Source organism: Vibrio sp. S/42/10 (genome assembly GCF_029890535.1).
Lineage (GTDB): Bacteria > Pseudomonadota > Gammaproteobacteria > Enterobacterales > Vibrionaceae > Vibrio > Vibrio cyclitrophicus.
Genome location: NZ_JAKMZC010000017.1, coordinates 20,480 through 44,175, shown reverse-complemented (window position 1 = coordinate 44,175; position 23,696 = coordinate 20,480). Strand labels below are relative to the sequence as shown.

General features: G+C 43.7%; 21 protein-coding genes. 5 read left to right on the top strand and 16 right to left on the bottom strand.

Annotated elements, in window-relative coordinates; genetic code table 11:
* The first annotated feature begins 265 nt into the window (after nucleotides 1–265).
* Nucleotides 266–733, top strand: a complete 468-nt coding sequence (locus tag L8S15_RS17270; RefSeq protein ID WP_016769161.1) for a cytochrome b/b6 domain-containing protein — start codon at nucleotides 266–268, stop codon at nucleotides 731–733.
* Nucleotides 734–818: 85 nt separating this feature from the next.
* On the opposite strand, the gene L8S15_RS17265 is transcribed toward L8S15_RS17270, so the two are convergent.
* From L8S15_RS17265 to L8S15_RS17245, 5 genes are all read right to left on the bottom strand, one after another.
* The gene (locus tag L8S15_RS17265; protein WP_016788110.1) at nucleotides 819–1,247 is read right to left on the bottom strand and encodes a hypothetical protein; all 429 of its coding nucleotides are present in this window, start codon (nucleotides 1,245–1,247) and stop codon (nucleotides 819–821) included.
* A gap of 116 nt (nucleotides 1,248–1,363) precedes the next feature.
* Nucleotides 1,364–1,630: a hypothetical protein gene (locus L8S15_RS17260; RefSeq protein ID WP_010428820.1), complete on the bottom strand. Its 267-nt coding sequence runs from the start codon at nucleotides 1,628–1,630 to the stop codon at nucleotides 1,364–1,366.
* Nucleotides 1,631–1,861: 231 nt separating this feature from the next.
* Nucleotides 1,862–3,631 (bottom strand): ABC transporter ATP-binding protein, encoded by a 1,770-nt coding sequence (locus L8S15_RS17255; protein ID WP_280574378.1) that lies wholly within the window; start codon nucleotides 3,629–3,631, stop codon nucleotides 1,862–1,864.
* The gene (locus L8S15_RS17250; protein WP_280574375.1) at nucleotides 3,625–5,388 is read right to left on the bottom strand and encodes an ABC transporter ATP-binding protein; all 1,764 of its coding nucleotides are present in this window, start codon (nucleotides 5,386–5,388) and stop codon (nucleotides 3,625–3,627) included. The genes L8S15_RS17255 and L8S15_RS17250 overlap by 7 nt, the downstream gene beginning before the upstream one ends.
* A gap of 244 nt (nucleotides 5,389–5,632) precedes the next feature.
* Complete coding sequence (locus L8S15_RS17245; RefSeq protein ID WP_010428812.1) at nucleotides 5,633–6,151, bottom strand: NUDIX hydrolase; 519 nt, start codon at nucleotides 6,149–6,151, stop codon at nucleotides 5,633–5,635.
* 369 nt (nucleotides 6,152–6,520) lie between these two features.
* On the opposite strand from L8S15_RS17245, the gene L8S15_RS17240 reads away from it, so the two are divergent.
* Nucleotides 6,521–6,781, top strand: a complete 261-nt coding sequence (locus tag L8S15_RS17240) for a DUF333 domain-containing protein (RefSeq protein WP_016769158.1) — start codon at nucleotides 6,521–6,523, stop codon at nucleotides 6,779–6,781.
* 164 nt (nucleotides 6,782–6,945) lie between these two features.
* Here the strand turns inward: L8S15_RS17240 and L8S15_RS17235 are convergent, their stop codons facing one another.
* Nucleotides 6,946–7,824 (bottom strand): YdcF family protein, encoded by an 879-nt coding sequence (locus L8S15_RS17235; RefSeq protein WP_280574369.1) that lies wholly within the window; start codon nucleotides 7,822–7,824, stop codon nucleotides 6,946–6,948.
* 356 nt (nucleotides 7,825–8,180) lie between these two features.
* Here L8S15_RS17235 and L8S15_RS17230 point away from each other — a divergent pair, with 356 nt between their 5' ends.
* The 3 genes from L8S15_RS17230 to L8S15_RS17220 all read left to right on the top strand — a co-directional run bounded on the left by L8S15_RS17230 (nucleotide 8,181) and on the right by L8S15_RS17220 (nucleotide 12,454).
* Nucleotides 8,181–9,551 (top strand): L-serine ammonia-lyase, encoded by a 1,371-nt coding sequence (locus L8S15_RS17230; RefSeq protein WP_016769156.1) that lies wholly within the window; start codon nucleotides 8,181–8,183, stop codon nucleotides 9,549–9,551.
* Nucleotides 9,552–9,990: 439 nt separating this feature from the next.
* Entirely contained in the window at nucleotides 9,991–11,469 is a 1,479-nt protein-coding gene (locus tag L8S15_RS17225; RefSeq protein ID WP_280574367.1) for a peptide MFS transporter, read from the top strand.
* Nucleotides 11,470–11,671: 202 nt separating this feature from the next.
* Nucleotides 11,672–12,454, top strand: coding sequence for a siderophore-interacting protein (locus tag L8S15_RS17220; protein ID WP_280574365.1), 783 nt, complete (start codon nucleotides 11,672–11,674; stop codon nucleotides 12,452–12,454).
* A gap of 119 nt (nucleotides 12,455–12,573) precedes the next feature.
* On the opposite strand, the gene gntR is transcribed toward L8S15_RS17220, so the two are convergent.
* The 10 genes from gntR to L8S15_RS17170 all read right to left on the bottom strand — a co-directional run bounded on the left by gntR (nucleotide 12,574) and on the right by L8S15_RS17170 (nucleotide 23,651).
* Nucleotides 12,574–13,575: a gluconate operon transcriptional repressor GntR gene (gene gntR / locus L8S15_RS17215; protein ID WP_080572703.1), complete on the bottom strand. Its 1,002-nt coding sequence runs from the start codon at nucleotides 13,573–13,575 to the stop codon at nucleotides 12,574–12,576.
* A gap of 139 nt (nucleotides 13,576–13,714) precedes the next feature.
* The gene (gene gndA / locus L8S15_RS17210) at nucleotides 13,715–15,223 is read right to left on the bottom strand and encodes an NADP-dependent phosphogluconate dehydrogenase (protein WP_280574360.1); all 1,509 of its coding nucleotides are present in this window, start codon (nucleotides 15,221–15,223) and stop codon (nucleotides 13,715–13,717) included.
* A 3-nt stretch (nucleotides 15,224–15,226) separates the two neighbouring features.
* The gene (locus L8S15_RS17205) at nucleotides 15,227–15,724 is read right to left on the bottom strand and encodes a gluconokinase (RefSeq protein WP_280574358.1); all 498 of its coding nucleotides are present in this window, start codon (nucleotides 15,722–15,724) and stop codon (nucleotides 15,227–15,229) included.
* A 118-nt stretch (nucleotides 15,725–15,842) separates the two neighbouring features.
* Complete coding sequence (locus L8S15_RS17200; RefSeq protein ID WP_010428786.1) at nucleotides 15,843–17,165, bottom strand: TRAP transporter large permease subunit; 1,323 nt, start codon at nucleotides 17,163–17,165, stop codon at nucleotides 15,843–15,845.
* Nucleotides 17,158–17,715, bottom strand: coding sequence for a TRAP transporter small permease subunit (locus L8S15_RS17195; protein ID WP_004730132.1), 558 nt, complete (start codon nucleotides 17,713–17,715; stop codon nucleotides 17,158–17,160). The genes L8S15_RS17200 and L8S15_RS17195 overlap by 8 nt, the downstream gene beginning before the upstream one ends.
* 65 nt (nucleotides 17,716–17,780) lie before the next feature.
* Nucleotides 17,781–18,797: a TRAP transporter substrate-binding protein gene (locus L8S15_RS17190; RefSeq protein WP_009845626.1), complete on the bottom strand. Its 1,017-nt coding sequence runs from the start codon at nucleotides 18,795–18,797 to the stop codon at nucleotides 17,781–17,783.
* 200 nt (nucleotides 18,798–18,997) lie between these two features.
* Nucleotides 18,998–19,900: a multidrug transporter gene (locus L8S15_RS17185; RefSeq protein WP_102336889.1), complete on the bottom strand. Its 903-nt coding sequence runs from the start codon at nucleotides 19,898–19,900 to the stop codon at nucleotides 18,998–19,000.
* A gap of 138 nt (nucleotides 19,901–20,038) precedes the next feature.
* Entirely contained in the window at nucleotides 20,039–20,743 is a 705-nt protein-coding gene (gene phnR / locus L8S15_RS17180) for a phosphonate utilization transcriptional regulator PhnR (RefSeq protein WP_010428770.1), read from the bottom strand.
* Nucleotides 20,744–20,811: 68 nt separating this feature from the next.
* Complete coding sequence (locus tag L8S15_RS17175; protein WP_280574355.1) at nucleotides 20,812–22,521, bottom strand: putative 2-aminoethylphosphonate ABC transporter permease subunit; 1,710 nt, start codon at nucleotides 22,519–22,521, stop codon at nucleotides 20,812–20,814.
* Between the two features lie 20 nt (nucleotides 22,522–22,541).
* Entirely contained in the window at nucleotides 22,542–23,651 is a 1,110-nt protein-coding gene (locus L8S15_RS17170; protein WP_016792330.1) for a putative 2-aminoethylphosphonate ABC transporter ATP-binding protein, read from the bottom strand.
* Nucleotides 23,652–23,696 lie beyond the last annotated feature (45 nt).

Sequence of the window (23,696 nt, the reverse complement as noted above, 5' to 3'; positions counted from 1 at the left end):
TAGGGAGTCAGATGATTTGCTGTCTTGGCATTGGAATTAACACTCTAAAACATCATTGATAATTATAAAACACTTGAAGAAAAATCATTAATTTCTAACTAATAAAAATGCCCAGTATTACTGTTCTATATAATTAATTCGTGATGCAAATATACCGATGATTGATTTATAGCATCCCGTGGAATCTTATATTTATAATAATTAAACCGAGGTTAATTTGAGTAATACGCGATACGATTTAATGAGCGGTGTACTGCACTGAGTCATGGCTTTCGTCATCATCGATGCAACAACCGCAGGGTATGTGATGCACTATGTCACTAGCCATCCAGAACTGTTTTCTTTTCTGTCTGTGCTTAATATGTCATTGGCAACCATTGCAACACCGTTGCTCATTGCACTTTATATTTGGAGCCATTTTCGCTCATCACCGGAGATGCCACTCTCAATCCCAAAGCGACAACAGTGCGTTGCCAAACTGACTCACTCATTGATGTATCTAGTGATGTTCATGGTTTTTAGTTCCGGTTATTTGATGCTGAAAGAGCCTTATTCTCTATTCTGGTTAACGAACGTCAATAATCTAATTACCGAACCTTCAATCAACCACTTCTTTTTCTATTTACATAGTGCCAGTTGCATTACCTTAGCCTGTCTAATTGTTTTGCATATTAGCGCCGCACTTAAACATCACTTTGTCTCTAAAAACTATGTATTAAGAATGTTGCTTTAACCAACTCCACGTTACTAACACAAGAAAAATCTGAGCACAAAAAAAAGCCATAGCAAATCGCTATGGCTTTCTTCTTTCGATTTGATTACTTAGTTTGAGTATCAATCATCACTTGCCAGTATTCGCATTTGGCCAAGAATTCTTTTAAGTAAAGCTCTGGGTTAGCAAGCTTCTCGCCGCCTTTCACATCAGCGCCAGTCACTCGCCAAAAGCCACGAGTCACGAGATTTCTGTGGTAAATAAAGTCGTTAAGTTCGTTTGTTTTTAACGGAAGCTGTTCACCAAAGGTTTGTTCGTACAAGCTCAACGTAGCAGCTTGCTCACTTGGTTTCTCTCTTAGAAAGGTATCCAAATCCAGTGACTGCTGTGCTTCTTTCGGTAACGCTTTAGCCAATTTAGAGATAACACTGAACAGAGCCAACTCAACTTTTTGAGACGCTAATAACGATGCACCTAAAAGCGCATGTTCATTGGAAATGTGTTGCTCTGTTGATGAAACGGTTGCTGTTGTCACTGTGTTAACCTCAAATAATCATAACGGGTGTTACTGAACTGGATAGAGTCTTTTAATTAAGCTGAATCTTATTCTTGTCATTAAGAAGAATCTTGCAGCTAAGCAGAGTCTTTCAACTAAGCAGAATCTTTTAGTAGAACGCGATCAGCATCAATAATAGTGAAGCCTGATGCGTCTTCATTCTTTTCGACTTGTACTAAACCTTTAAAACCAATTTGCGACAATTTCTTCGCAAGCTGATCTGGTGCAGTTTCGAACACAACGTTCATAAAAGGTAAAGACTCCGCGTCAACAAAGCCATGCTCGTTAAACAACTCCATTGCATGAGATAAATAGTCTGAGTCGGTTAATTCAATAATTTCTACAACTTCTTCCAACAACATTTTCGATTCCATATTCGCCAGAAAGTGACTGACACAAGCAACATTCGTCTTGCTCGCATACACCCCTTTAGTAGTAGGGAAATCATAACATATTAATAGTCGTAAAATATGTTTTATTTCCCCTAAGCTATTGGGGATATTAGAAAACTATAGAAACTAGTTAAGTATAGGTGAGGCAAATCTATCCTATTAAAGTGGTGATCAGACGTCGAGCTTTCAAGCGACTGTAGCTTAAGAGTCGTTCGTTGCTACGATTGATTCCTTCAATAAACCGGCATAAACACCATTTTGTATCACCAGCTGCTGGTGATTACCTTGCTCAACGACTTGACCCTTATCTAATACTAGAATCGTGTCAGAGTGACGAACGGTGCTCAGGCGGTGGGCAATCGCAATCACGGTTTTTTCCTTGAAAAGACGCTGCATCGCTTTTTGGATAAAGTCTTCAGTAATAGAATCTACCGAGCTGGTTGCTTCATCAAGCATCATCAGTTGTCCACCTTGGGCAACTGCTCTAGCAAACGAAATCAGTTGCGTTTGACCAACAGAAAGGTTGGAGCCATTCTTTTCCAAATGGAAGTCATAACCTTGAGGGAGTTGTTCAATAAACTTATCGGCATAAACATAGCGCGCAGCCTGTTCAACATCAGTTCTAGATAGGTGCGCTTTTCCCAGTGCAATATTGAATTGGATTGATTCTTCAAACAGGTGCACATCTTGCATCATCATTGAGAACAAATGAGCGGAGTCTTCGCTTGAGATCTGTGACAGCTCAATGCCATTCAACAAAATACTGCCTTGATAGTCTTGATAGGTTTTAGAGATCAAACGCAGAATCGTTGACTTCCCAGAGCCAGTCGAACCCACCAGCGCGATTTGGTGCCCTTTCTGCAACACAAAAGAGACATTCTTTAACACGTATGGAGAGTCGTCTTTGTAACGGAAACTCACGTTCTTAAACTCAAGACTCACAAACTGTTCGAGCTGTTTTTCAACCTTGTTAGATGGCAGCAGGTTGCGCCCTTCCTCTTCTGTCCGCTCAACAAACAACTCTTCAATATGGTCAAAAGCGGCAAATGAACTCTGAATCGAAGCTATTTGGGAGGTAAAGTCTCGAATAGGTACAAACACTTTTTCTAAGGTGTTGATGAAAGCGATCAGCACACCTAAAGTCAGAGCCCCTTCAATAACTTGCTCTGAGCCATACCAGATCATGATTGCGATAGTGACTGAAGTAATACCAGAAATAAACGAGAACAAAATCGCATCGTATTTATTAATCTTTTTCTGCGCTCTCAAGAATTCATCAGTATAGCCTTGATAGCGCTTTTCGACTTGCTCTTCCGCTCGGTACATCTGAACGGTTTTCATGCCAAACAAAACTTCTTGTAGAAAGCCAATACCGCGAGCCAATGTAGAACGGGTAACTTTATACAATGCTCGAAGTCGATTTCTCACATACACCGTTAAGTACATCATTGGCGGCATGATAACCAAAACTATCAATGTTAACTGCCAATCAATGAAAAACATCATCACCAACAAAGCAATGGTGTTGATACTATCTTTCACTAAACCGACAACTGATTGAACAAAAGTCTCGCCGATGGTTTCCAAGTCACTGGTTAACCTTGAAAGCGTGACACCAATCGGAGTGTTATCAAAATAGCTGCGTGGGAGTTTAAGCACGCGAGCAAACAATACTGAGCGCATGTCAGTTATCGTGTATTGCCCCGTTTTACGCAGGTTATATGAATAAGTGGTATCCACTACATAGCTAGCCACCAGCACAACAACGAGATAGAAGACATACTCGAGCAATCCATCCATATCCCCATGACTCAGTTGTACATCGATCACTTGAATGATCAGCCACGGGAACAACAAACTCGTGATGACAGAGAGAGGAAGCATTGCGATACCCAGAATCGCAGAACCTTTGTATTTCTTAGCAAACTTAAAAAAGTGCTTGAGGTACTTGAGATCAACACCTTTTAACATGCTGCTGCCTCCGTTTCATTCTGCTGTAGTTGCCATGTATCGTAATAGTAATCGCACGTTTTCAATAACGTGGCGTGGTCGCCCTTCGCGATCACTTTGCCTTCATTCAAGACGATGATTTCATCCATATATTCAAGGGCATTCACGCGGTGTGAAACCACAAGAACGGATTGATTTTCCAAACGCTTAAACAAGCCTTCTAAGATCCTACGTTCTGTTTCATAGTCGACAGCCGATAAAACGTTATCCATAATAATCAGGTCGGTTGGCTGCAATAAAGCACGAGCAATACTTAATCGCTGCTTCTGGCCACCAGACAACATGATCCCTTTTTCACCGACTAAGGTTTGATCGCCATGCTCAAAGCGAGTGACATCACTGGCTAACTGACTTAGCTCTAAAACCTCATTAACCTGACTCTTCGCTAATTCAGTATCTGAACTACCAAAACGAATATTGTCTTCAACAGTTGCGGAGAACAAATAAGGGTCTTGAGTCACAGTTTTCACGTAACGACGTAAGTCACTGCGTGAGAAGCTAGTGATATCTCTTTCGCCAAGGAAAATAGAACCTTGTGGTACATCCAAGAGGTGGTTCAAGCAGTTCACTAAGGTTGTTTTACCCGCTCCGATTCCGCCTAGCACACCTACTTTCTTACCTGCAGGAATGTCAAAGCTGATGTCATCGAGAATCAGACGTTCTTCACCTGAATAGCTGAAGTTGAGGTTGCGAATAGAGAACGTTTTTCCCTTCAGCGATTCAACGTCTAACTCAGTAAGCTTACCTTCATCAAGCTCTGGAACTTTGGCATTAAGAATGGTTTGTGCACTTTGAATGCCCACCATGCCACGTTGATAAATGGTCGCGATTCTGCCTAATTGCATCAATGGCATTGCCAACAAAACGGAGTAAGTCAGAAAGGCGGTAATCTCACCAAGGGTTAGCTCTTGTCTCATTAACATGTAGCCACCAAGCCCAAGAATGATGATTTTCATCAGGTCATTGGCGTAGTCGAGTACCGGCATAAAGAAGACTTGGATACGTGTAATTTTAAGGCGGCATTCAAGTAATAACTGATTAAGCTTTTCAGTTTCAGCTTTCACCCAAGGTGACATCTGCTGGCTCTTAATCAAGTCAATCCCAGATAGGTAACTCATTAGCTGAGCAGACAGGTTTTGCAGACGTTTCATGTGTTCTAAATGCAGTGCTTTCATGCGTTTAAAACCCACACGGAAAATCACAAAAGCGATTGAGATAGGAATAATCGAATAAAGCGTTAATTCTGGCGATATGCGCCACATGTAAAGAGGTGTCAGCGACAACGCCAGCAGCGCATTAAAGAACTGGAGGAAACCCACACCAAACAACAAGCGTATGCCACCAAGATCATTATTGATAATGGATATTAGCCGACCAGAAGCAAAACGCTCATGAAAACTATTCGGTAAACGATTTAACTTTTTGAGCAATGTACTTTTAAGTGCAGCCTCTGTAATTCGCCCTGGATTAAGCGCGTAAATACGAGACAGAATACGTACTACTACCATAGCGACCGACATGCCAACTACCATCCACACATAACTTTGAAGTTGTTGATGGCCACTGGGAGAAGCATCATCAATCAAATCTATGGCGAGTTGAATATAGCGAGGGATCTCAACTTGCAACCAGTTGACGAGAAAAATGAACACAATCGCCAAAAAGTAAGAGGTGCGATTCATGCGCAGGTAATGGGCAATAAACTGTCTTTTATTCATAGTATTCTTTGTTTAGGGCAGGCTCACAGCGAGATTTAGCGATTTAGCGATTTAGCGATTTAACCGAGCAGTTTAGCTAAATAGGGTCATCGCTGAGGTAAAGGTACATCAAAAACACATAGTTGACAATATCAACCATATTTAATAATTAGTTTTCGCTATTACATTTTAGCATCGCTAGAAACAAGTTTGCCGCCAAAAGTGGCGGCAAGTAAAAAGCTTAACAGGCTTGTATTGATAAAGGCTAAAGCATCTCTTTGGCAATCAAATGCAGCAAAAAGGTTTCACGTTCAATACTCATACCCTTTTTAGGGCTCTCGGCCATGGTCTTCTCGTTGTGAGCGATCGCTTCATGGATATTCATCCAAACCGGTTTCATCCCGTTTTTCACTTCATAATCTTCGTAAGCCGTTTCACCAAGCTCACTATCGATCTTGCATGAGTAGCAGTAAGAAATCATGTGCACTATGTCCGCATCATCTTTGTACCAAGGACGAAATTCTTCAAAAATGCCGAACGGCTTGATGCTATGGATATTCTTAGCGCCAGTCTCTTCTTCCAATTCACGAACCATACCAGCAATGACATCTTCACCTTCGTCCAAGCCACCACCAGGGATGGTGTAGTCGTGATAACGCTCTGTATAAAGCATCAGAATGTCTTCGCCATCTAACACAATGGCACGGGCAGCGTTGCGCTTATAGACCGTTTTATTGTCTAGATGATCGATATCAGGATGGATGGTTGTTTTTAGGTGTCTCATGATTCTGACTGCTTTACTGAATTTGGCGGCATCATATCATAATCATCAATAGATTCGAGGCTCACATCCCCACACAAGTACACCTGCTTTCTCCATGTTGCCTTGGTGAGTTCATGGCTCTCGATTCGCAATAACCAGCGCACACCACTAACCAGCCGAAAGTAGCTCAATAGTCACTTCACTCAAGTTAGCTTGATCAAGCACTCAAAAAGTTATTAAACATAAAGAAATATCAACCTATTTCAATATCTTGACCAAATTAGGACAACCTTTTCTGAAATCTAAAATATACTCATTTCATAGAGCTTCTAAACTGGTTCTGTAGAACTTAACGTATTCACTTTTAGATTTATCACGTAGGAGATGAACATGAAGAAAATTGGTTTGATGGCTGTATTTGCCGTTGTATTGGGCGGTTGTGCGAACGATTATGCAGAATATAGCGAAGGCCAACGTGTATCAGTGGCTAACCCTGCTGCGGTTTACTGTGTTCAACAGAATGGTGAGTTAGATACTGTCACTGAAAACGATCAACGTACAACTTACTGTGTATTCGAAGACGGTGAACGCATTGAGCAGTGGGAATACTACCGCAACCACCACGAGCAAGATTCAGAAACCCAAAGTTAATCACTGTAATACAACACATGAGCCTTTTGGCCAATGTGACGGGCGGTGATTACGTTCGCGTGATTAAAAAATCGCAGAAGAAGGCACAAAGCTTCGAGCTTACTGTCTGATTGCCTTTGCGAGTTTAAAGGCCGTTATTGGCATCACGAGAAAGAAATAATCACCTATCGCCACCAGCGATGTGTGAGATCCGATTCCGGATCTAAATAACGGTTCAATAAAGTCAGGTTAGTATCTAGCAGTGCTAGATATTCCCTGACTTTTTTTATGTCAGTATCGACAGGAGTTTGCTGGATACAGCGCTCCAATATTGGGAGTAAACTGTCCACAATTTCAAAGTGAGATGAACGCCCAACGAGTTCCTTTGCGGCTATCAGTGCATCCAAGGACAACCTTTCAGGCTCACGCCTTACGGACTCCAAGTCTCTCTCAAATGCGCCCGCAGAGACACCTTCAAGATAGACTCGGTAGGTCGTCAGTACATCCATCAATAGAAACAATTGCCCTTGCGTACTTTGATGAGGATATGGCACCGCAACATGAGCCTCTAGCTGACGATCTATTTGCAGCTCTACCCCAAGTGCAGAACACTTCTCGACTAGAACCTTAAGCAAACCTTGCTCGTCCATCAACATCTGGATGTCAAAAATACGTTGCAAGTGATAGTCATTAGAAATGAATGTTACCCGTACACTCTGCCCACGAGTAAACAATCCATTGTCAATCATTTCTGAAGCTAAGTTTTGAATATTCTCTACTGTATTTGTCGAAAGCTGTTCTAGTAAAACTGCACTCAGCATAAACGGAACTTCACATTGACTTTCCAGATTTCGAAAATACGCGTGCATTGCATCAGCTTCGGAGATTGTCTGGCCCTTTGTCACTCCACCACAAAATGCAACCGCAGTTTGCTGATTCGACTCTTCTACCAAAAGCTCAGCAAGATATTCAACCAGAGCATCAACTCGACTGATTCCTTCATCAGTCAATTTATTCTCATTAAGTCGCTTACCCAGCACAATAAGGAGGTAATTAACGCTCATTTTATGTTCAAGTCTCGTTTTTATGATTAGATGGAGTGAATTATGTATACAATACTTATTAACAAAAGTATTTTGAAATCCTTATGGGTAGTTCGCAATCATGCTCACGATTGCAAGCATCATCATAAGTGCGCAAGAGTTAACGTGCAGCTATAAAACAAAATAGCACGATCTTGGGTTTCATCGCTCTACGCTTGTTAACACGAGCTTCAATAAAAGAGACGTTTCAAGCAAAGAACCAGTTTAATCGAAGAACTGTTTCACCCAGAGAACACGTTCACTGAAAAAAGTGAAACGAACAAAATACAAATTTTACACAGAGTTCGTTCATCGAACCGTCTTCACAGGAAGTTACTATGCTGTCTATTTTTGACATTTACAAAATCGGGGTCGGGCCTTCCAGCTCCCACACCAATGGACCAATGATCGCTGGGTTCAATTTTACCCAAAAGATTGAACCTGTACTTGGTCAAGTTACCCGTATTCAAATTGACCTATACGGCTCACTATCACTAACAGGCATCGGTCACCATACCGATCGTGCAACCCTGTTAGGTTTACTTGGTAATCGCCCTGACACCATCAAAATAACCAGCGCTAATTTAGCTATGCGTAAAGCAATTGAAGATAAATCTTTGATGGTTAGCGGTAGCCACGAAATTCATTTCGATGCAGAAAGCGATTTACTCTTCCACAAAACCAATCTTCCACTTCATGAAAATGGCATGACTATCTCTGCGTTTGACGCAAGCGGCAGTCTTCTGGAGATGGAAACATACTACTCCATTGGTGGTGGTTTCATTGCGACCGCTGATGAACTGCAACACGGAAAGCAAGAGTCGAAAACACAAGTAGAGTTCCCTTTTTCTTCTGCCGATCAGCTTCTTGAATTGTCTGACCAGAATGGACTTAGCCTCGGTGGCCTAGTCCTGAGAAATGAAATTTCTTTCCAAGGTATGGATGTGATTGATCAGAAGGCGGACCAAATTTGGAAAGTGATGTCACTGTGCATGCAACGTGGTTTTGATACAGAAGGGATACTTGATGGCGGTTTGGAAGTGACGCGCCGAGCCCCTGCTCTTTTGAAAAAGCTTGAGGCGAATGCTTCGATTGAAAACGATCCAATGGAGATCATGGATTGGATCAACCTTTTTGCGTTTGCTGTGAGTGAAGAGAATGCAGCGGGTGGGCAAGTTGTGACATCCCCTACCAATGGCGCAGCTGGGGTAATCCCAGCAGTATTGATGTATTACCACCGCTTCATTAAAGAGCTAGACACTAAACAACTCAAAGATTTCTTGGCAGTATCTGGCGCAATTGGCATCTTGTACAAAACCAATGCTTCAATTTCTGGAGCTGAAGTCGGTTGTCAAGGCGAAGTCGGCGTATCTTCATCAATGGCGGCTGCAGGTTTGACAGCTTTACGCGGCGGCAGTAACGAACAGATCTGTATTGCGGCAGAAATCGCGATGGAGCACTCACTGGGCATGACATGTGACCCTATCGGCGGGCTTGTTCAAGTACCGTGTATTGAACGTAATGCTATGGGTGCAATGAAAGCCATCAACGCTTCACGTATGGCATTGAAACGCACTAGCAAGTGTCTCATCTCGTTAGACAAGGTCATCGCAACCATGTACCAAACAGGTAAAGACATGAACAAGAAATACCGTGAGACATCTTTAGGCGGCTTAGCGGTGATCCACATGGCGCCACCTTGTGAATAGTGGATGTAATAAACTGTTTAATACACTACAACGATTCGTCTAGATAACCTCTCACCCAGGCCGTATTATTATATAACTTAGTTATCAATACCCCGACAAAGCCAGCCGACAAGCTGGCTTTTTTAATGGCTAGAGCCCAACGGCGAATTGAAATGGATAAGTACCTAGCAACCGTTACAAGACAGTCAACGTTAATTTTCCCTTTAATAGCTGGTTATTTAACCACGAACACAAATGGCTAAACTTCACGCAACCATGCATCCACTAGCAAAATCTAATATTGCACATTTCATTCATGAAAAATATCAATGGTCTCATGAGAAAAGATATATCGAGTAAAGTTCTGTTTGGGATGCACGTTTCATTTTATGTATCGCTACTAATGATAGTATAATTGGGTAATTACACTACATATAAACACAAATGTGAGAATAAAATAATGTGGAATAGATTAAACAAATCAATGATGTTCTGCCAGATGATGTTTGGACTTTCGTTCTATGGCGTCATGGTGATCTTGACTCGTTTCTTCCTTGAAGATCTTAACTACAATGAAGCCGACACCATGATGGTTGTAGGTGCTTTCTCTGCAATTGGTCCACTATTTGCGATTGCAGGTGGCTTTATTGCTGATAAGTTTTTAGGCGCATACCGATCTTTAACCATTGCCTTTCTTGGATTCGCAAGTGGTTATGCTCTACTGGTACTCGGTGCTGCAGCGACTAATGTGCCGATGGCATTATGTGGTATTGCTTTAGCGAGTTATGCGCGTGGTTTGATGTCCCCTTCTTACCCAAGTCTTTACAAACGCACGTTCAAAACTCAAGAAGATTTCGAAAACTGCTACCCAATCAACTACTCAGTCAACAATATAGGTGCTCTGTTAGGTCAATATCTGTTCCCAATGCTAGTTCTTATTGTTGGTTTCAACGGTGGCTTCCTTCTTTCAGCTATTCTAGCGGGTGCCGCGCTTCTGATGATGATCTTTGTTCGCAAAGGCCTTGTTGAAGCCAGTGCTGAAATCGATCAAACCCCTGTAAGCACTAAAAACTGGGCTGCGTTCCTTGGTCTCTCTGCCGCTATGATTGGCTTGGTATTCTTCATGTTCTCTAACATGGATATTGGCCAAAACATCGTCTACGCAATTGGCGGTGCAGCGATCATCTACTTTGTCTCTTTGATGATAAAATCGAAGAAGTCAGATATGCTGAAAATGGGCACCATCTTAATCATCACATTCTTGACGACATGTTTCTTCGTATACTACGGACAAATGATGACTTCGATGACAATGGTAGCGATCAACACTATGCGTGGCGATCTATTCGGCTTCATCCCTGTTGCTCCAGAAGCTTCAATGGCAATGAACCCACTGTGGTGTATGGTTGCCGGCCCTATCATTACGGGCATCTTCTCTAAACTAGAAAAGAAAAACATTCACTTCTCTACTGCAACCAAAGTAGGTTTCTCTTTCGTTCTGACGGCAATCGCTTTTGGTATCTTAACAATGGCAGTAACGACCGTTGGTGGCGATATTCTGATTCGCCCTGAAGTATTCCTAGCTATCCATTTCTTCCTAGCATTTGGTGAAGTTATTGTTGGTTCTATGGTTGTAGCCTTCATCCTGTCTGTTGCACCTAAGCACATCGAGAACTTCTCAGTAAGCTTGTTCTCTGTTGCAATTGCACTATCAGGTATTGTTGGTGCGGTATTCTCGACCTCTATCGCTCTAGAGAAAGGTCAACAAATCACGCAAGAGATCGTACAAACGGTTTACGGCGATTACTTCCAAATGCTAACTGTTTTAGCGGTAGTGATGGTGGGCATCGCAATGGCTGCATCGTTCATTATTCGTAAGATGCTAGAAGCCGCGAAAACGGCTGAAGAAACGATTGAACTAGAGCAAGCAAACAGCTAGTTCCGCTCGCTTCAACCCTCTCTAATACATCAAGCCCTTTAGTTTTCCTAAAGGGCTTTTTTGTTGAGATTGTTACTAATATAAACGAGAGCATTCAAGTCATGTGACATCTGTGTAAATAAAGGTAAATGATAACCATTAGTATTGAGTATACTCTGATTCAGGATTATGATGTAGAAATCAAAATCTAAGAGAGCCTTATATGAGCAAGCCTAGCCCCATCACATTAACCGTTACTCAAACCTCAACAATTACACCGAATATGCAGCGTATAACGCTTAGTGGTGAGGGATTAAGTAAGTACCCAACAGAGTGTGCCGGTGGCTACATCAAGCTTTTGTTCTCGCCACTAGGCACGACTGACTTAAGCCAACTGAATGACGGTGAGCGCCCAACCATGCGCACTTACACCATTCGTCAATACAACCCTACAGAGAAGTTTATTGAGGTTGATTTCGTACGCCACATCACCACAGATCTGCAATGTGGCTTTGCCGCAAGATGGGCAATGAACGTAGAAGTAGGTGACACGGTTTCAGTGGCAGGCCCTGGATTAATTCAAGGGCTGAATCTAGAATCGGATTGGTTCTTCTTGGTAGCAGATATGACGTCGCTACCTGCGCTCTCTGCAAAAGTAAAAACGCTTCCGGAAACAGCAACTGGTCACGCTGTCATTCAAATCAATTCTGCAGCAGATAAGCAAGTACTTGAAACCCCTCGAGGCATCAATGTAACCTGGTTGATTGAAGATGAAACCTCAGAGTCACTTTCACAAACCGTGCGTAACACAGAATGGTTAGATGGTCAGGTTTCAGTATGGACAGCGTGTGAATTTGAAAGCATGCGCGAGCTAAGGCAGTACTTCCGCAACGAAAAAGAAGTCGCGAAAGAAAACATCTACATCAGCAGTTACTGGAAACGTGGCGTCACTGAAGATGGTCACAAAGTATTGAAGCAACAAGATGCTCAATCTTTAGCGGGTTGAGCCTGTTACTACATACACTTTTTGCTAGATAAATAGAAAACGCCCTTAGGAAATTCATATCGTTAAGGGCGTTTTAGTTTGAATCCGATGAAGATGAAGATCAAAGCCGAAGTGTAAAATTAAATACTCTCCCCCACTTCAATCTCATAACCGAGGTCCAACTTCGCTATCCATTCTTTATTACCTTGTAGACGCGCTACTACTTGCTCTGCAGCGACTTTACCAATCTGCTCCCTAGGTGTTACGACAGTCGCTAAACGAGGCGTCATCGCCACCGTAATGTCATGTCCGTGGAAACCTGCAATCGCCATCTGATCAGGTACTTGAATACCACGACGTACACATTCGTAAAAGGCGCCAATCGCTAAATCATCGTTAGTACAAAAGATACCATTCACTTCTGGGTGCTTTTCTAATAGTTCACCAATCAGCTTTGCGCCTAAAGTAAACGAGGACGCGTCTTCCGTTTGCAGCGTTACTGGCGTTTTATCGGCTTCTTGCATCGCATGCTCATAGCCTGCCATTTTCAATCGAGTACGTTCATCCATTCGAGCAGCCAAATAAGCTATATTGGTACGCCCTCGTTCGAGCATGGTTTTGGTCATCGCTCTAGCCGCTTCGAAGTTATCAAAGCCAACCGCTTGTTCAATTCTTGGCGACACTGAATCCATAATTTCAATCACAGGGATAGAAACAGTCTGCAGCATTTTACGCGCTCTATCAGTGTGCACGTTTTCTGAAAGGATAATCGCATCAACGTTGTAAGAAAGCAGTGAAGCAATGCTCTGCTCTTCGAGTTCAGCGCTATAGCCATAGTGAGCAATCATGGTTTGGTAGCCTGCAGGTGCGGTAACTTGCTCAATACCACGAATAACCTCAGCAAAAACTTGGTTGGTTAACGAGGGAACTAGCACACCAATCGCATTGCTTTTAGCGTTGGAGAGAATATCTGGCGCACGATTAGGGATATAACCTAGCTCGTCTACTGCATAGCTGATCTTATCTCGCAGCGCTTCTGATACTTGAGAAGAGTCTCGCAGGCAGCGACTGACGGTCATTTTAGTGACACCAACGAGGTTGGCAACATCTTGTAATGTAGGACGTTTTTTCTTATTCGACATAATTAGTAATTATTATTTTTGAGTTATGTTACTGGTAACAGTGTATCCGACTGACGTGGAATTTGAAGCCTAATTTAGTAAAATATTGATACAGCCTCATAATTACAAACGCCCTCTTGTTGAGGGCGTTATTGATTGTTTAAACGTTCACTTTGACTTCAGTTCTTGGAGACTGACTCCAAGTGACATGGAATTTTTCAGCTTTATCTCTATCGACTCGCGAATAAGTATGAGAGCCAAAATAGTCACGTTGCGCTTGCAGAAGATTTGCAGGCAACACCTCACAACGTAATGAATCGAAGTAACTCAGAGCAGAGCAGATCCCCGGCATCGGCACACCATACAGAGCTGAGTTCGCTACCGCGATGCGCCAAGCAAGCTCGCGCTCTTCCACTTGTTTGATGAAAGCCTCATCAAACAATAGATTCGCTAGCTCAGCATTTTGTTGGTAAGCCGATGTGATGCTTTGCAGGAAAGCGGCACGAATAATACAACCCGCTCGCCAAATCTTAGCAATTTGAGTGAAATCGAGATTCCATCCCTCTTTGTCTGACGCTGTTTTCAGTAAATCAAAACCTTGCGCATAAACAGACAGTTTGGCGCAATACAAAGCATCATGAAGTTCAGAGACAACCTCTGTTTTATCCAACTGACTCGCATCCGCAATATTACCTTTCAAGAGTTTGCTTCCTTGCACTCGTTGCGACTTTTGACCGCTCATTGCACGCGCATAAACCGCCTGTGCAATCGTTGGAGTTGGACACCCTTCTTGAAGGCTGTTAACTGCTGTCCACAATCCCGTGCCTTTCTGTCCCGCTTTATCAAGCACAACATCAACAAATGGCTTACCCGTTACAACATCTTCTTGTTGAAGGATGTCGGCACTAATCTCCATCAGATAGCTGTTCAGCACACCGTTGTTCCATTGCTCAAAGACTTGTCCAATCTCTTGAGCTGGCATATCAAGCACACCACGCATGAACTGGTACACTTCGCAAATAAGCTGCATATCGGCATATTCAATACCGTTGTGTACCATTTTTACATAGTGCCCAGTGCCAGAAGGACCAACATACGCCGCGCACGCTTCACCCGCTTTAAACTGAGCAACCGGTAGCCCATTAGCATCCACTTTTGCAGCAATCGCTTCCCACATCGGTTTCACATATTGCCAAGCCGATTGGTCGCCACTCGCCATTAGCGCAGGGCCAACACGAGCGCCTTCTTCACCACCAGAAACGGCGGTGCTAAAGAAACGAAGCTTGCCTTTGTAGTTCACTTCGCGTGCTTCGGTATCTGTCCAAAGGCTGTTACCCGTATCGATAACAATGTCGTCATTTTCTAGGCCAGCATCAAGCAAGCTATTCACGACGATATCGACAGGGTTTCCAGCAGGAACCGACAACGCAATAACACGCGGTTTTGCTAAGCCCTGCAGCACATGTTCAAGGCTAGTGCCTTTTGTGAACCGCCCTTTACCTTCAAACGTCTCATTGAGTTGCTTAGCTTTCACACAAGCGCGATCAATGTTGTCGATGTTTAGATCGAAGCCTGCAACATTAAAGCCGTTATCCAATAGGTTGAGCGCAAGGCTTTTGCCCATCACTCCTAAACCAATCATCGCGATGTCATTTTTTATCTGAGTCATGGTTTAGCCTATCTGCTTAATTTGTTTGAGTGCACTTTCTACGACTTGCTCAACATCTTGCGATATATCGACAAATAACGCTTCATCTAGTTCAGGTTCAACCAAGGTTGCGAATTGGCTTTTCAACATTTCTTGACCATTAAAGTAATGGTTTTCACGAGCTTTATGGCGATTCCAAATCGTATCGAAACTGCCTTGAAGATACACAATCACTAAATCTTCATTGTTCTCTCGCAGAATTTCGCGGTATTGAGGTTTCAGTGCAGAGCATGCAATCACAGCATTCGGTTGTTCGATATATTGCTTATTCAGTGTTTCTAGCCATCCTTGACGATCTTCGTCTGTCAGTGGAATACCTTGACGCATCTTTTCTACATTGCTTTGGGGATGGAAGTCATCCCCATCAAAAAACTGAAGCGTTAATGCTTCTGCGATACGGCTACCAATCAGGCTCTTTCCGCATCCAGATACGCCCATCACGAGTATTTTTTTGCTTTTCATAAGGCAAGCCTTCCCTAGGCCCCAACCAAAACAGGGGCTGACAATCGAATCTAATAGTTAAACTTGTGTTGCCGTTGATAGGTTCCTGAACATTAAACTCGCTCAGGAACCTTCGCTGTTATTGCCACCAAAGCGCGAGCTGAGGGAAGATAATAACCAGTGCCAGAACCAATACTTGAAGTGCAATGAACGGCAGTAGTGAAGAGAAAATCTCACCTAAGCTGATGTCTTTTGGTGCTACTGATTTCAAGTAGAATGCCGCAGGACCAAACGGCGGTGACAAGAACGACACCTGCATGTTTAGACAGAACACAACGCCGAACCATACTGGGTCAAAACCAAGGCCAGTGATGATTGGAACGAAGATTGGCATAGTCAGTAGTGCCACACCTACCCAGTCAAGGAACATGCCTAGTACCAGCAAGATAGCCATCATGATTAGCAATGTTACTGTCGCGTTGCCGCCACTGAGTGCAAGGATGGTTTCTTCAACAAAATCAATACCACCCATCAGGTTGTAGATACCAACCAATGCACTTGCACCGATACCAATCCACATAATCATGCCGCAGGTACGCATGGTTGCGATGGCACTCTCTTTCAACATACTGAAGTTCAGTTCACCACGGATCAGCGCACTGATCATGATGCCGACTACACCCAATGCAGACGCTTCTGTTACTGAAGCGATGCCTGTGTAGATACTGCCCAAAACCGTTGCGACAGAAAGCAGTGGGAAGAACAGAGCTTTGAAGTAGCTTGGCTGATTGGCGATGTCTTCTTCTGTCTCATCATCGCTTGGAATTGGCGCAAGAGAAGGATTCAGCTTACAGCGAATCAATACATAACCGATGTAACAGCCCGCAAGGATAAACGCTGGTAAGAAAGACGCTTTAAACAGGTCGCCAATCGATACGCTGGCTGTCATACCGTAGATGATCAGTACGATACTTGGCGGAAGCATAGTTCCAAGTGCGCCACCCGCACAGGTTGTACCGATAGCAAGCTTACGGTCGTAACCTAAACGAAGCATTTGTGGCAGTGCGAGAATACCCAGTAGTACCGTTTCACCACCTATAACGCCCGACATCGAAGCCAATAGAACCGCGACTAATAAGGTTTGTACTGCCACACCACCACGAACTTTACGGCCGACAGATTTCATTGCATCAAACAGATCTCGTGCGATGCCCGAGCGGTCTAACAAAGCGGCCATCAATACGAACATTGGAACCGCGAGGAAAACATAACCAGAAGCAAAGCTGTAGGTACGGCTCGCAATCAAAGGTAAAGCATCAGGACCAAACCAACATAGAGTGAAGAAAATCGCGACAAAGCCTGTTACGAAGGCCAGCTGCATACCAGTCAGTAGCAAGCCAATCATCATAACCAACATGAGCAAACTGCCCCATGCGATACCAATAGAAGATAAATCAAACATCGTCATTCTTCCTTAGACCCATCAACTCTTGGATTAGGTGCAATACAAACTGGACAACAAGAACACACAAAACGACAAAGATCAGGCCTTTCAACAATGCAGGATAAGGCGCGTTTAACACTGAACCAGATGTCTCAAGACGGAATTCACCCCAAGGTGCAAACCACGCTTCTTCTGCGGTGAAGTAAGCGGCGTAAGCCAACATCCCAGCAAAGGCCAAACCCACAATATGGTGAACGAGATTAAGATATTTACGTGCTTGGTTAGACACTGAATCGTAGATAAGAACCACGCGCACGTGTTTATTCGCGGCAAACGCGTAGATACCACCAATAATGAATAAAGAACCACCGATGAAAGAAGCTGTTTCATGTACCCATGTGGTCGGGGCATCGAATGCGTAACGCATCACAACTTCATAAAATGAAATCAATACAGTAAAAATAAACAACCAGCTAACGAGATTACTGAACTTTATAACAAAACGATCAAGCGCATTTCTTGGTTGCTCGTCGTTTTCAGCTGGGGCGTGGGGGATTTTATCGGTCATGAGCCAAATTTCCTGGGAGAATACGGGAGAGCAATGCCCTCCCCCGTCAGTTAGCTAAGTTTAAATTACAGTAAGCCGTTTTCTTCTAGGAACACTGTTACTGAAGTGTAAACTTTTCCTGCGTTATCAGAACGCTCTGCAAATACTTTCCATTGGCCTTTCGCGATTTCACGGAACTTCTTACGCTCTTCTTGTGACCAGTCGTGGATAGTAATTTCAGGGTTCGCTTGAGCTTCTTTAAGCGCAGCTTGGTCAGCCATTTTCAGCTGAGTCGTCATGTCGTAAGAAAAGTCACGTACTGATGTTTGCAGCATTGTTTGTAGATCAGCTGGCATCTTGTCCCATTTCTTCTGAGAAATAGAGATATCGATAAGCGGTAGTGAATGGAAACCCGGTTGAACTGGATGTGTTGCAATGTCGTTCATGCCCGCTTTTTGGTTGGTAGAGAATACCGTGTAGTCCGCGGCATCAATTACGCCTTTGCTTAGGCCAGTAAATACTTCAGAACCCGGTAGGTTTACTGGTGTCGCACCCGCGGCTGCAAATACTTGTTGTACTAGGCCTTCAGGCGCACGTAATTTCAGGCCTTTAAGATCCGCAACACCATCGATTGGCTTTTTAGAAATGAAAGATTCAACACCCGTCGTAGAAGCACCAACAAACTGAACTCCGTAAGGCTTGTACAGTTCAGTCATTAGCTCGTTACCACCGCCGTAGTTCATGTACTGAAGCAGTTGTGTTGTGTCAGACCACGCACCAACCATGTTACCAATTAGGCCGAATGCTGGATCTTTACCAGAGAAGTAACCGGTTGCTGTGATGTGACCATCTAGGATGCCCATTTTGATCGCGCCTAGCGTTTCTGTGTGTTTAACCACAGCGCCTACAGGCAGAAGATCGATATCAATACGTCCGTTAGACATCGTCTCTACGCGCTCAGCCCACTTCTGCTGAACCTTGAAGTTCAAGTCACCAGAAGGATCTGAAGATTGAATTTTAAGTTTAAAGTCTGCAGCCATTGCTGAAGTAGCAAATAGACCAGTGAGGGAAGCGGCAATCAGCGTTTTAGTCAGAGCTTTCATTTGGGTATCCTTATGAGTTTCACAGAGTCCGGTTTGTAATTATATGTTACCGGTAACGTTGAGGTGGATGTTACCGGTAACTTTACAGCTTTGTCTATGAGAAGGATCACATCTTTAACATTAGTAAAACGTTTGCTATCAATAAGAAAAATGCGACTGAAAAGTCACATTATAGGTTGGAGGTGGGATTTAATTTCTTTTTAAGTCAGTGAGATAACTAAGCCAGCAATGATAAACATGACGCCTACACCACGTGTAACGTGCCACTTTTCCTTTAAAAAGTAGATCCCCATCACTACGCCGAAAATGATACTTACTTGCCTAAGTGCAACAACCAAGCTGACGTTCTCCGTCATGGTCATCGCAAATAACACCAAACCATAAGTCGAAGCCATCATAATGCCGGCCATTGTGGCTTTCTTTCGCAGTATCCAAGCATTAGTAAACTCTATTCTTTGATTCGACACGAGCAACCAAACACTCAGCGGAATCACAATCGCCCAAAACTGAATACCTAGATAGAAAATCGCGGTGTGCTTGTTAGTGATATTAGGTGTACTTAGAGTCTCCAACAATAGAAGCGCCTCTTTATCAATAATCGAGTAACCCGTGGTACCAATAGCGGCGATTAACGCCCACAGTACGCCAAGGTTGAGATACGCTTTTAACCTAAGTTCTGAAAACTGTTTAAGTGGTACAAACAAGCAGCCTAATGTTATTAAAGTGAACCCAATCCATTGATTAGACGACAGTTCATAACCAATCAACACTGTACCCAAGCCAACCATTAGAACCGGAAGAGCTCGGGCCATTGGATAAATCACGCCGATGTCTGCTTGTTTATAGGCAGTCCCTAACCCAATCAAATAAACGATTTGACAGATCCCGCTCAAGAAAACCAGTTGCCAAAATGGAATTGAGATATTTGACAGGCCAACACTGTGTACATACCAGATCAAGTAAGGCGTCAATATCGCGGCAGCGGTAAAACCAGAGGCCAAGAAGAAAGACGAGCCCGAGCCTTGATTAGATTTACCTAGAACATTCCAACCCGCATGAAGCAGAGCCGAAATTATCACGATGACAATGGCAGAGAATTCCATTTCATTCCTAAATTATTGATGAATAAGCGCAACGGCTGACAACGGATGATAAAAAAGGCCTCCGAGTAAGAGACCTTTGATCGTTTCAATTAGGCGATCGTGCATAATTGCAGATATGCCAGCATTCTAACGTATAAACTAGCGCTCTAGCTGTGCTATCGACTCAATGCTGATCGCGTCATGACGCCAATATTCAATATCGCAGTCAATCAAATCACCGTCTTGGTTGTAGTTAACACGCTCAACCACCATCGCTGGAGACCCAGAAGTCGCACGCAGAGCTTGCGCGGTTTCGCCAAGCAAAGACGTTGTGCTCACTCGGTAACGGATCTTCTGATATACCACACCAAAGTGCTCACGGTAGATGTCAGTCAACGATTTAGACAAGTCATAATCCAGCAAGTTAGGGAACAACTCTGGTCGAATGTAGTTGGTCACATACACAACGGGCCTGTCTTCAAGATAACGAACTCTGTCTACTCGATAAACATCCGAAAAAGGTTGCAGCTCAAGAAGCCTAGTTGCTTCCTTGGTTGCTAACATGCCTTTCGCTGCCACTAATTCTGTTTTCGGCTTACGATTCTGCGACAAAGCCATATTAGTGAAGTTCAGTGTTTGTGTTGGGTCGTAACGCAGTGGAGCTGGCGATATAAACCAACCACGGCGATCTTCTCGATAAATACGCCCTTCAGCTTCAAGTGAAGACAGCGCTTCACGCAACGTTACTCGTGTTGTATCAAACGATTCAGCCAGTTTGCGCTCCGCAGGCAGCTTCTGTCGTGGCGTTAACATGCCCGACTCTATCTGCTCTACGATGACGTCTTTGATTTTTACGTACTGCACTTCATTTCCTTTTATTCTTGTTCTTGTCGTCAGCCACTCCTTGGCCAACTGCAATATAAAATGGTTCGCTAGCGTTTGCGCCAAGCTTGGGTGCGCTTCTCAAATAACTTGTTGATTAACATATGAATCAACTTCGCACTTGCCGCCGATATCATGATCATCACCGCCATGGCTGCTGCTGCACCGGTTTGTCCCGCATCGTCCATATTCAGTACTGAAACTGACGCAGGTATCGTATCGGTAGAATACAAGAATACTACCGCAGATGTCGTGGTAAGTGCATTAATAAACAGGTATGTCGCAATATCTAAAATCGCAGGCAAACAAACCGGCACCGTTACCTTAAAGAACAGCTTGTATTGCGGTAGGTTAACCGAAGCCGCCGTCGCTTCTATCTCCTCAGGCAGCTGTTTTAATGCGGTTAATGCCGTCATGTGCCCTACCGTGTAATAGTGAACCACGGTGTTGATCACCAAGAACGCCATCGTGCCATACAAAAAGTTAAGTGGGTTGCTCAAGTCATTAAAGTAGAAGATGTACCCCAAACCCAACACCATACCCGGAACCGCCATCGGCACAACGCTGAGCATTTGCATCGCTTGACGAACTGGACCAAATGCTCTGCCTTTCTCAATGCAATATGCACCCAAGAAAATCAACACTGTACCTATGATAGCAGTCCATGCACCGAGCGTTAGAGAGTTGAAGAACGGCGTCCAACCATAGGTACTCATTTCTGAGAAATTATAGTTATTCAAGGTGAGCGCTTTGTTCCAAGGCCAGAACGTGACCATAGAACCGTATATCGCCATGCCTAGCACGATAACAACAGCAGTAGAGATGATGGTGCAATAAAAGAAACACATGCCATCACGTAGAGTGTTTGGCTCAGGTTGGTACGCGACGGATCGAGTATCAAACAAGCTCTTCTGTTTCTTTTGCACCCAGCGGTCAACGGTAAACGCAAGCAGTGCCGGCAACAACAGCAAAATACTGGTCACTGCACCCATAGAGAAATTCTGTTGCCCTACTACTTGTTTAAAGATGTCAGTCGATAGAACGTTATAACTGCCACCAATCACCTTTGGCACACCAAAGTCACAAACCACCAGCGTAAATACAACAATCAGAGTGCTGATCAAACCATACTTTGCCGCCGGTAGCGTCACCATGAAAAAGGTTTTTAATGATGAAGTATTGAGTGCTCGTGCCGCCTCATACAGACGAGCATCAGAGGTTCTCAATGAAGTAGTTAAAATCATTAGGGCGTGTGGAAACGTCCAGAATATTAAGCCCAGCGAGATACCAATCAAGCCGTACACCGAGTTCCCCCCTAAGACTTCTTTAGCGATACCTTGGTTGCCAAATAAGAAGATCAAACTGATCGCAGGAAGCAACGACGGAGCTAGAATCGGCGCTGATCCCAACACCTGAAAAAGCCCCTTAAAAGGCATACATGAACGAGTCAATGCATAGGCATAACCAAACGCTAATACACCCACAACAACCGTTACTAGCAGACCCAAAGTAAAAGTGTTCCCTACAGATTGCCAAAGGCTTTGAGAAGCAAAATACGTTGCGAAATTTTGTAATCCTACAAAATCACCGTCTGCGTTCTGAACACTCTTTTTCAACATTGCCCACAGTGGCATCAGAATAAATAGCGTCATGACCACAGACAAAAAAGCCAGAAGCCCGAATAGGATTACGTTGTCTTTACTTAACCGAGCAAGGAAAGGCGTTACTCGTCGTTGAATTGGCAGCTTAGATTGCATCATTTGAGTCGATTCCATGATTGTTACGCCGCCTCGTCTTTCATCACTTGCAGGCTTTCAGATGGGTAAGCTCTAAGGCCTTCTTCATCAAACGCTACGTAACGAATATCGCTGCGACGCAGTTTCAATCGATTAAACTCTTTAACTGATACATCAACGATGATCTCTTTCGCCGTTGAGTCATGTTGCAATTGACACTCAACACGATAAAACGCCCCTAAGAATTCGCTGGATACGATTCTCACGGGTAATGACTCACTAAAACGATCAACAAATTGGATTTGCTCTGGACGAACGGCAATATCAAAAACATCACCTAGATTTGGCGTGAGATTATCTAAGCGAGGTAATGGTAGCATTGACTCTGCAATGCGTATCTTGCCTTGAGCCGCAACAGAAGCTTGAATGAAGTTCATGCTGCCAACAAACTCAGCCACAAAACGACTGACAGGTTTTTGGTAGATCTCTTGTGGAGCACCGACCTGCTCGATAACGCCATGATTCATCACGACAATACGGTCGGCCATCGTTAGGGCCTCATCTTGGTCGTGCGTCACCATAATAGTGGTGATACCCAGCTTACGTTGCAGTCGGCAGATCTCATCACGCAGGTGTGTTCTTACCTTCGCATCCAACGCAGAAAGCGGCTCATCAAGTAATAACAAACCTGGAGACAACGCCAATGCGCGAGCCAGAGCAACACGTTGCTGTTGTCCACCAGACAGTTGATTCGGATATTTTTGGCCAGACGTCGGTAAACCAATCGTTTCTAACCAAGACTCTACTGTTTCCAGAGCTTCTTTGGTCGACATCCCTTGATTCTTCAGACCAATCGCAATGTTTTCTTCCACTGTGAGATTGGGAAACAAAGCATAAGATTGAAACACGATACCAAAGTCACGCTTTTCTGGTGGCAAGAAGGTCGTATCATTACCGTTCTGCTCAATCGAGCCTGAGGTCGGTAAATCCAGTCCTGCAATCGCACGTAGTAGTGTCGTTTTACCGCAGCCAGACGGGCCAAGGAAACAGACGAACTCACCTTTATCTATCGATAGGGAGATGTCTTTTAACGCTGTAAATTGGCCAAATTGCTTTACAACGTTTTCAATATTCAAATAAGTTTGGTTGCTCATACTACAGCACTCTCTATATGGTATATACCAAATTTAAACTGAGAA